Source organism: Flavobacterium sp., from assembly GCF_043773265.1.
Classification (GTDB): Bacteria; Bacteroidota; Bacteroidia; order Flavobacteriales; family Flavobacteriaceae; genus Flavobacterium.
Genome location: NZ_JAYVFH010000190.1, coordinates 1 through 9,581, shown reverse-complemented (window position 1 = coordinate 9,581; position 9,581 = coordinate 1). Strand labels below are relative to the sequence as shown.

The following is a 9,581-nucleotide window of genomic DNA, read 5'->3' as shown; positions in this document are numbered from 1 at the left end:
TTGAGGAACTCCTCTTGGTGCTGGTGGAATACCATCTAAGTTGAAACGACCGATAGTTTTATTATCGGCAGCCATTGCTCTTGCACCTTGAAGAACGTGTAGTTCAACAGTTGGTTGAGAATCGGCAGCTGTAGAGAAAATTTGAGATTTTTTAGTTGGAATAGTAGTATTTGATTCAATCAAAATAGTCATAATTCCACCCATAGTTTCAATTCCTAAAGATAAAGGTGTAACGTCAAGTAACAATACATCTTTTACATCTCCAGATAAAACTCCACCTTGAATAGCTGCTCCAATTGCAACAACTTCATCAGGATTAACTCCTTTAGATGCTTTTTTACCAAAGAATTTTTCAACTTCGTCAGCAATTCTTGGCATTCTTGTAGAACCACCAACAAGGATAACTTCGTCAATATCTGATGTAGATAAACCTGCATCTTTCAACGCTTTAGCAACTGGTTCCATTGAACGTTTTACTAAAGAATCTGATAATTGCTCGAATTTAGCTCTAGATAATTTTTTCACTAAGTGTTTTGGTCCAGAAGCAGTAGCTGTTACATAAGGTAAATTGATTTCAGTTTCCGCAGAAGATGATAATTCAATTTTAGCTTTTTCAGCAGCTTCTTTAATTCTTTGTAATGACATTGGATCTAGTCTCAAGTCAATTCCTTCTTCAGCTTTAAATTCATCTGCCAACCAGTCAATGATAGTTTGGTCAAAATCGTCTCCACCTAAGTGCGTATCACCATTTGTAGATAAAACTTCAAAAACTCCATCACCTAATTCAAGGATAGAAATATCAAAAGTTCCACCACCTAAATCGTAAACTGCAATTTTTTGATCGGTTCCTTTTTTGTCTAATCCATAAGCTAATGCCGCAGCAGTTGGCTCATTGATAATTCTCATTACTTTAAGACCAGCAATTTCTCCAGCTTCTTTTGTAGCTTGACGTTGTGCATCGTTAAAGTAAGCAGGAACAGTAATAACTGCTTCTGTAACTGTTTGACCCAAATAGTCTTCAGCAGTTTTTTTCATTTTTTGAAGTGTCATTGCTGACAATTCTTGTGCTGTATATAAACGACCATCGATATCAACTCGTGGCGTATTGTTGTCACCTTTTACTACTGAATAAGGTACTCTTTTCGCTTCTTCTGTAGTTTCAGAAAAAGTATGTCCCATAAAACGTTTGATAGAACCAATCGTTTTAGTTGGATTAGTCACAGCTTGTCTTTTAGCTGGATCACCCACTTTAATTTCGCCACCTTCAACAAATGCAATGATAGATGGTGTCGTTCTTTTTCCTTCTGAGTTAGGGATTACTACTGCTTCTTGACCTTCCATTACAGAAACGCAGGAGTTGGTTGTACCTAAATCAATTCCAATTATTTTTCCCATTTTTATATTTAATTAATTTTAGAAAATTTCAGTTTTATAACTCGAGTGTCAAAAAGCAATGATTATGCCATTGCATAAAACTTTGTAAATTGTCAGTTTAATTAATTGATGACATAAATTAATATGACAAACTGACATTTATTTATAATTATATTTATCAAAAATACTTTCTAAACTTATTATTGATACAAATGCTAAGATGTAAATAACCAAATCTTCAACAGAAAAAGAAGTTCCAATTATAGTAGAAGCCAATTTAGATTTTTGCAATCCTATAGTTGAAACAAAATCAATATATTGTATATATTCGATTGCAAAAGCAAAAACCAAAACTCCAAAAGCAATTCTATATTTATTTGAATTAATAAAACTCATAATAAAGCAATACACTAAAAATACGACTAAGTAATCTCCAAAAAACGGTCTAATGAAATCATCGTGAATGTATAATGCAATAAGAACTTCTGTAATAAAAAGTATTGTAAAGAAAAGGAAGTATTTTTTATTGAAATGGATAGAAGTCATATAATATGTTTAGACATTTCAAAGATACTTTTATTTTAAATCTTTAGTATATATTTGCTCAACTAAAACGATATAGTTTATGGAAGAATGCATCTCGGTTTTTGATATGTTAAAAATTGGTGTTGGACCATCTAGTTCACACACACTTGGACCTTGGCGCGCTGCTGAACGTTTTTTATCTGAATTAAAATCTGAAACCCTTTTGAATAGAGTAACTCGTGTAAAAGTAGATTTATATGGTTCACTTTCTTTAACTGGTAAAGGTCACGCAACTGATTTAGCTTTAATGTTAGGACTTTCAGGTCAAGATCCAGAATACATTCCTATTCAAGATATTGCAGGAATTATTAAAAAAATTGAAGATACTAACGAAATCAATTTGGGCAACCAAAATAAAATTCCGTTTTACTTTTTACAAGACATTGTTTTCAATAAAAACTTTTTATCTTTTCACGCTAATGGATTAAAGTTTACAGCTTTTTATGATAATGATAAAGAATATTGTGCTACTTTTTATTCTATTGGTGGCGGATTTGTAGTAAAAGAAGAACGTATCAATGCTAAAAATAAATCTGAAATAAAACGAAAATTTCCATTTCCAATTCAAAATGCAGAAGAACTTTTAAATTATACAATTCAAGAAAATAAATCCATTTCAGAAATTGTTTTTGAAAATGAAAAATCAATGCGAACTGAAACCGAAATTGATCACGAATTAATTAGAATTTGGAAAACAATGTTAGAATGTATGTACATTGGTTGTCATAGTGAAGGAATTCTTCCTGGTGGCTTAAATGTAAGACGTCGTGCTTTTGACATGCACCAAGGATTAATTGGTTTGGCAAATTATTCTAATCCTCAAGAATGGTTGGAAGAAATTAGAAAAACCGAAGTTAAATTTCGTCAAATACTTAAATGGGTTTCCTGTTTTGCACTTGCTGTAAATGAAGTAAATGCTGCATTGGGAAGAGTTGTAACCGCACCAACTAATGGAAGTGCTGGTGTAATTCCAGCAGTTTTAATGTATTATTTGGTTATAGAAAATCATCAAGCTGGCGAAAAAGAAATCAAACAATTCTTGATGGTTGCTGGTGAAATTGGTAGTATTTTTAAAAAAGGTTCCACAATTTCTGCTGCAATGGGTGGATGTCAGGCAGAAATAGGAGTTTCATCAGCTATGGCAGCAGCAGCATTGGTTGAAGTTATGGGCGGAACACCAGATCAAGTATTAATGGCAGCCGAAATTGCTATGGAACATCATTTAGGATTAACTTGTGATCCTATTGGTGGTTTAGTTCAAATTCCGTGTATCGAAAGAAATACAATGGGTGCAATAAAAGCCATAAACGCAGCTGAATTAGCCATGGAAACCGATGCTAAAAATGCCAAAGTTCCACTAGATAAAGTTATTGATACTATGTGGCAAACTGCTAAAGACATGAATTCTAAATACAAAGAAACGTCTGAAGGTGGATTAGCAATTGCTGTTAACATGTCAGATTGTTAATTACAAATTTCCTCTATTTTCTTTATTTTCTGGACTAGAATTTGGGTAACGATTTGGTGTAATATCAAAATTTTTATCCTTATTTTCTACCATTTTTTTTCCTATAGCTTCTGATGCAGTGCTTGGTTTTGTGCTTAAATTTTTATCTGTAGAAACTTCATGATTTTCCTTATCATGATTAGTGTTTCGAGCTCTTTCAACCACTTTTCTTACACCATTTTTATCAACTTCAATTTCTGATTTCATTAAAGAACCAGTATGATTTTGCATAGTAACACCTAATAAATCATCATTATTACTTTGCTTGTTGTTCATTTTTTTAGAACCTAAATCTTGATTTTTCATAACTTTTAATTTATATGAATTATTTTAGTAAAATTAAGTGTAAAATCATCCATTTAAATTATACAATTATGAATTATAATATCAGAATTCCAAGATTTATAGAATTGAAAGTTGCCGTATTAAAACTCAAAACTTAAACTAGTTGTCAAAAAAAAATTTGAATCTACAACTTCTGTACCTTTTACATACACCTCTTTTGTGCTATTAAAATAACGAGCTTCAGTTCTAAATTTTACTTTAGAATTTGGCAAATAATCAAAGTTTAATGATAATCCAAGTGTTTTAAATTCATCAACTGTAGCAATAATTATGTTTTTTTCATCTTGATAATATTCTGTTCTAAAAGCGGTTTGCCATTTCTGATTTATTGAATATTGTGCAATAAAAACCGGACTTAACCAAGATGAGGATTTATCATTAGTTAAATTTACATCTTGCAAACCATAATCAAAACCTAATATTGTTCGCCATTTGTCATTCCATTTTTTATCCCAATATAAATTACTAAAATAGCGCATAGTATAATTAATTCCATTGAATTCTTTTCCGATAAATGTGCTCCAATTTAAAGTTGATTTTGAAGATGATTTATAAACAACTTGAGTTCCAAATGATGGCAGGACATCATTTTGTGGTTTGTTTATTCTTTGCCAACCATTGGTTACCAAAGCAGCAAAATTCCATTTATCTGATGGTTTGTAATTATATTTTATTCCTGTCATAAAATAAGGTGAATTTTCAGCCAAGATAGAACGTGTTAATGTTAAATTTGAAGCCGAATTTGCGGTTTCAAACCCAATATAACTTGGTAGAATTCCTACTTCTATACTGTGTCTTTTGTCTTTATCTAAAATTAATCCAACATAAGCTTCATTGATATATTTCATTTTCTCATTAGAATAATTATCATCTACATATGTTCCTGAATGTAAAGACAATATAGCATAAGTATTTTCATATTCAACCTTTGCACGAAGTAAACCAATATTCAAATTAAACTCATTATGGCGGTTATAATTATACATAAATGGCAACTTTGTAGCATCTAAATTTTCATTAAAATCATAGGAATAATATGTTTCTACAAAACCCGAGAAGGAAACTTTTAAATCTGATTTTTCTTGTGCGAATAATACCTTAGTTAATAACAACCAAATTAATAAAATCGCATTTTTCATGTATGTCATTTTGTTAATTAATATATTTAATTTTATTTTCAAATCTATTTATTACAAAACTAATCGAATTTATTACTTTTACAATCTTAATTTATTCAAAATGTCAGTAGCCAAAAAAGATTACAAAAGAATTACAACCAAATCATTGATAGAAATGAAAGCTAATGGCGAAAAAATTTCTATGTTAACAGCTTATGATTACACCATGGCAAAAATTGTTGATACTGCTGGTGTTGACGTAATTCTTGTAGGTGATTCTGCAAGTAATGTTATGGCTGGACACGAAACGACTTTGCCAATTACTTTAGACCAAATGATTTATCATGCATCTGGAGTTGTTCGTGCAATTGAAAGAGCTTTAGTTGTTGTAGATTTACCATTTGGAAGTTACCAGTCTGATCCAAAAGAAGCCCTACGTTCTTCTATTAGAATCATGAAAGAAAGTGGTGGCCACGCTGTAAAAATGGAAGGTGGAAGCGAAATTAAACAATCAATAAAAAGAATTTTGGCAGCAGGAATTCCTGTAATGGGACATTTAGGTTTAACACCTCAATCAATTTATAAATTTGGAACTTACACTGTTAGAGCTAAAGAAGAAGAAGAAGCAGAAAAATTATTAGAAGATGCTAAATTACTTGAAAAATTAGGATGTTTTTCTTTAGTTTTAGAAAAAATTCCTGCAGCACTAGCCGAAAAAGTAGCTAAAAGTATTTCAATTCCAGTTATCGGAATTGGAGCTGGTGGCGGAGTTGATGGACAAGTTTTAGTAATTCATGATATGTTGGGAATGAACAACGAATTTAGTCCAAGGTTTTTACGCCGCTATTTAGATTTATATGATCAAATGACTAAAGCAATTGGAAATTATGTTGCCGATGTTAAGAGTAAAGATTTTCCTAATACAAGTGAACAATATTAGATAATTGGCAACAATAAAATGGCAGAAAAAATCGTTTCTACTAAAGAAAATCTTCAAATTCTTTATGAAGATAATCACATAATTATAATAAACAAACGTGTTGGAGATATTGTACAAGGTGATAAAACTGGAGACAAACCACTTTCTGAAATTGTAAAAGATTATATAAAAGAAAAATATAATAAAACTGGCGATGCGTTTCTTGGTGTGGTTCACAGACTAGACAGACCAACAACCGGAATAGTTGTTTTTGCAAAAACTAGCAAGGCATTAACAAGATTAAATGAGCTTTTTAGTAATAGAGAAACCCAAAAAACCTATTGGGCAGTTGTTAAAAACAAACCCACTAAAAAAGAAGATAAACTTATTCATTACTTAAAAAGAAATGAAAAAAACAACACATCAAAAGCACATTTAAAAGAAGTTCCAGATAGCAAACTAGCAAGTTTAGATTATAAAACAATTAAAGAATTAGATAATTATTTTGTTTTAGAGATTAATCTTCATACGGGTCGGCATCATCAAATTAGAGCGCAATTACAATCAATTGGATGTTCTATAAAAGGTGATTTAAAATATGGTTTTGACAGAAGCAATCAAGATGGTGGAATACATTTGCATGCTAGAAAATTAATATTTATTCATCCTGTGTCCAAAGAAATCATTAATATTATTGCTCCTACACCAAATGATACAATATGGAATTTATGCTAATTATATAACAAATCTAGTTTAATATATAAGTTTATTTTTAACAAGTATAATTATATTTACAAAAAAATCATGAAAAGAGCCATTTTATTCATAACTGCATTTTTTGCAATTAATTCATTTTCACAAGAGCATTTTGCTGGTTTAAATACTTCGAGCCGAGTTGGTATAATTTCGGGCACAAACAATCCTGCAGAGTTAATGAATATGTCTAACAAGTTTGAAGCCAGTATTTTGGGAACAAGTTTTAATGTTTCTAATAATAAAATTGGGTTTAACGATATATTAACTGGAAAGAATTTGGAAACATTAATATTTACAGGAAATGAACCTGTAAATTTTAGAATTGATGGAGAAATTTATGGTCCGAGTTTTGCTATGAAAACCAAAAATTGGGCAATTGCAATTACTTCAAAAGCTTCAGGAAAGCTAGATATTGTTGATGTTGATACTCATCTTGGTGATGCGCTAGTAAATTCGGGATTAAATAGCATATTGGGTTCAACCACAATAAATAACGATTATAATCAAAGGTTAAACGGAACAACTTGGGGTGAAATTGGCTTGTCTGCAGCAACTAATTTATTAAACGATTCAACTCATAAAGTTAATATAGGTGCAACTTTTAAATTGCTATTTCCAGGTTCATATTCAAATTTAGGATTAGATAAATTTAATGGAACAATAACTAACACAGCAGGACAAGCTTATCTTAATAATACAACTGCTAATTTAAATATTACTTATTCTGGCGGATTAGCCGAGAGTTTTTCTAATTTTAATGATTATTCTAAATCTGTTTTTGGAAGTTTAAATGGTTTTTCTGGAGATATCGGAATCAATTATCAATGGAAAGATACCCCAGAATCAAACCCTAAAAAAAATCAAAATAAATACAAACTAAATGTAGGTTTATCGATAAAGAACATTGGAGCAATGACTTTTAAAGATGACAATAATTTTTCTACAAATTATGTTTTAAACATTCAATCTACAATTAATGATCCGCAAGGATTAAACTTAAATCAATTTGAAAACATTGATAATCTTCAGCAAATTGAAACTATATTAATTAACGAAGGTTATTTGGATAAAATTGAAGCCGAGAAAAAAGATTTTAAAGTAAAACTACCAACTACAATTTCATTATATGCTGATGTTAAACTTATTTCTTCATTTTATGTTACAGGTTTTTTGCAACAAAAACTAAATGACAACAATGCAAATGATCAAATTACTGCACAAAATATTCTAACAATAACACCAAGATTTAACGCAGGTTTTTTTGAAGTTTTTGCACCATTTAGTAGTTCAGAAATATCTGGTTTTAATACCGGATTGGGTTTTAGAGTTGGTGGTTTCTATATTGGTTCTGGTTCAATAATTACAGCATTAATTAATGATAGTAAACAAGCCGATTTTTATACAGGTTTTAGATGGGCATTTTTATAAAATATGGAATATAAAACAAGTGTTAGTTATAGAAAAGATAAGTTAAAGCAACTACTTAATGTTGTTGTAAAATACGAAAACCAAATTGTTTCTGCATTATATAATGATTTTAAAAAACCAGAATTTGAATCAATTATAACAGAAACAAGTTATGTTGTTTCAGATTTAAAGCATACTATTAAAAACATAAATAATTGGACAAAACCTAAAAATATTTTTCCATCGATTATAAATTTTCCATCATCAGATTATATTTTAAGTGAACCCTTCGGAAAAGTATTGATTATTGCACCATGGAATTATCCATATCAATTAGCACTTTGTCCATTGATAGCTGCTGTTGCTGCAGGAAACCAAGTAATATTAAAACCATCCGAATTAACACCAAATACTTCAAAAATTATTTTAAAAATAGTTTCAGAAGTTTTTAATAAAAACCATGTAGAAGTTGTTGAAGGAGGAATTGATGTTTCTCAAAAACTGCTAAAACAACGTTGGGATTATATTTTCTTTACAGGAAGTGTTTCAATTGGAAAAATTGTTGCAAAAGCTGCTGCTGAATTTATGACACCAGTAACACTAGAACTTGGCGGAAAAAACCCATGTATTATTGATAAAAATTGCAATATAAAACTCACTGCTAAACGAATAGTTTGGGGAAAATTTATAAATGCAGGTCAAACTTGTATCGCACCAGATTATTTATTAGTTCACACAAATGTAAAATCTAAAATTATAGCAGCGATAAAAGAAGAAATAGTTCTTGCCTATGGAGAAAATCCTGAAACTTCTTCTGATTTTGCTAGAATTGTAAATAAAAAAAACTGGGAAAGATTAAGTGAGTTTTTAGAAAATGAAACAATTTTATTTGGAGGACAAAACAATCTATTAGATAATTATATTGCTCCTACACTACTAGACGAATCTAAAATGGATAGTTTAGTTATGAAAGATGAAATATTTGGTCCAATTTTACCAATAATTAGTTATAAAAATGAAACAGAAATTGAAACCATAATTTCTAAATATGAAAAACCATTGTCATTATATGTTTTTTCAAATAATAAAACTTGGGCAAAAGCTATATTAAAAAAATATTCTTTTGGTGGTGGATGCATTAATGATACTGTAATTCATTTTTCTAACAAACGTTTGCCATTTGGCGGTGTCGGGAATTCTGGAATTGGTTCTTATCATGGTAAAAAAAGTTTTGATGCTTTTTCACACAAAAAATCAATTGTAATAAAAGCTACTTGGCTAGATTTACCTCTTAGATATGCACCATACAAAGATAAATTAAAATTAATAAAAAGAATTTTAGGTTGGTTGTAAAATAAATTCATTATATTTATTGTTTGGTCAACTATTAAAGTCAAATTTAATTATAAATAAATTTCATGATAATATTTTTACCTTATAATTTAATCTTAAAAAGTTTTGAATACTATGAGTTAAAATGGTATTTGATGATTTCTTTTTTTGCGCTACTTTCTTTGGTTTATATCTTTACTAGAACTAACAAAAATCACAATAATAAATTTTTACAAAA

Annotated in this window: 9 protein-coding genes; 5 read left to right on the top strand and 4 right to left on the bottom strand. The window is 29.7% G+C overall.

The features are described 5' to 3' along the window. Positions 1-1,395: molecular chaperone DnaK (gene dnaK, locus ACH2BO_RS10110; RefSeq protein ID WP_395044622.1), on the bottom strand; the 1,395-nt coding region annotated here is incomplete at its 3' end. A 138-nt stretch (positions 1,396-1,533) separates the two neighbouring features. Continuing rightward, positions 1,534-1,920 carry a DUF2809 domain-containing protein gene (locus tag ACH2BO_RS10105; protein ID WP_395044621.1) on the bottom strand — a complete coding sequence of 129 codons (387 nt, stop codon included), beginning with the start codon at positions 1,918-1,920 and terminating at the stop codon, positions 1,534-1,536. A gap of 79 nt (positions 1,921-1,999) precedes the next feature. Between ACH2BO_RS10105 and ACH2BO_RS10100 the strand changes: the two genes are divergently transcribed. Continuing rightward, entirely contained in the window at positions 2,000-3,427 is a 1,428-nt protein-coding gene (locus ACH2BO_RS10100) for an L-serine ammonia-lyase (RefSeq protein ID WP_395044620.1), read from the top strand. Here the strand turns inward: ACH2BO_RS10100 and ACH2BO_RS10095 are convergent, their stop codons facing one another. Both ACH2BO_RS10095 and ACH2BO_RS10090 read right to left on the bottom strand, forming a co-directional pair. Beyond that, positions 3,428-3,772 (bottom strand): hypothetical protein, encoded by a 345-nt coding sequence (locus ACH2BO_RS10095; RefSeq protein WP_395044619.1) that lies wholly within the window; start codon positions 3,770-3,772, stop codon positions 3,428-3,430. Positions 3,773-3,891: 119 nt separating this feature from the next. After that, positions 3,892-4,959 carry a porin gene (locus ACH2BO_RS10090; RefSeq protein WP_395044618.1) on the bottom strand — a complete coding sequence of 356 codons (1,068 nt, stop codon included), beginning with the start codon at positions 4,957-4,959 and terminating at the stop codon, positions 3,892-3,894. Between the two features lie 91 nt (positions 4,960-5,050). Here ACH2BO_RS10090 and panB point away from each other — a divergent pair, with 91 nt between their 5' ends. The 4 genes from panB (at position 5,051) to ACH2BO_RS10070 (ending at position 9,364) form a co-directional block, all read left to right on the top strand. Then, a complete protein-coding gene (gene panB / locus ACH2BO_RS10085; RefSeq protein ID WP_395044617.1) occupies positions 5,051-5,869 on the top strand; it encodes a 3-methyl-2-oxobutanoate hydroxymethyltransferase in 819 nt (272 codons plus the stop codon). 18 nt (positions 5,870-5,887) lie between these two features. Next, positions 5,888-6,583: an RluA family pseudouridine synthase gene (locus ACH2BO_RS10080; protein ID WP_395044616.1), complete on the top strand. Its 696-nt coding sequence runs from the start codon at positions 5,888-5,890 to the stop codon at positions 6,581-6,583. Between the two features lie 69 nt (positions 6,584-6,652). Next, positions 6,653-8,032: a hypothetical protein gene (locus tag ACH2BO_RS10075; RefSeq protein WP_395044615.1), complete on the top strand. Its 1,380-nt coding sequence runs from the start codon at positions 6,653-6,655 to the stop codon at positions 8,030-8,032. A gap of 3 nt (positions 8,033-8,035) precedes the next feature. Beyond that, positions 8,036-9,364: an aldehyde dehydrogenase gene (locus ACH2BO_RS10070; RefSeq protein WP_395044614.1), complete on the top strand. Its 1,329-nt coding sequence runs from the start codon at positions 8,036-8,038 to the stop codon at positions 9,362-9,364. Positions 9,365-9,581 lie beyond the last annotated feature (217 nt).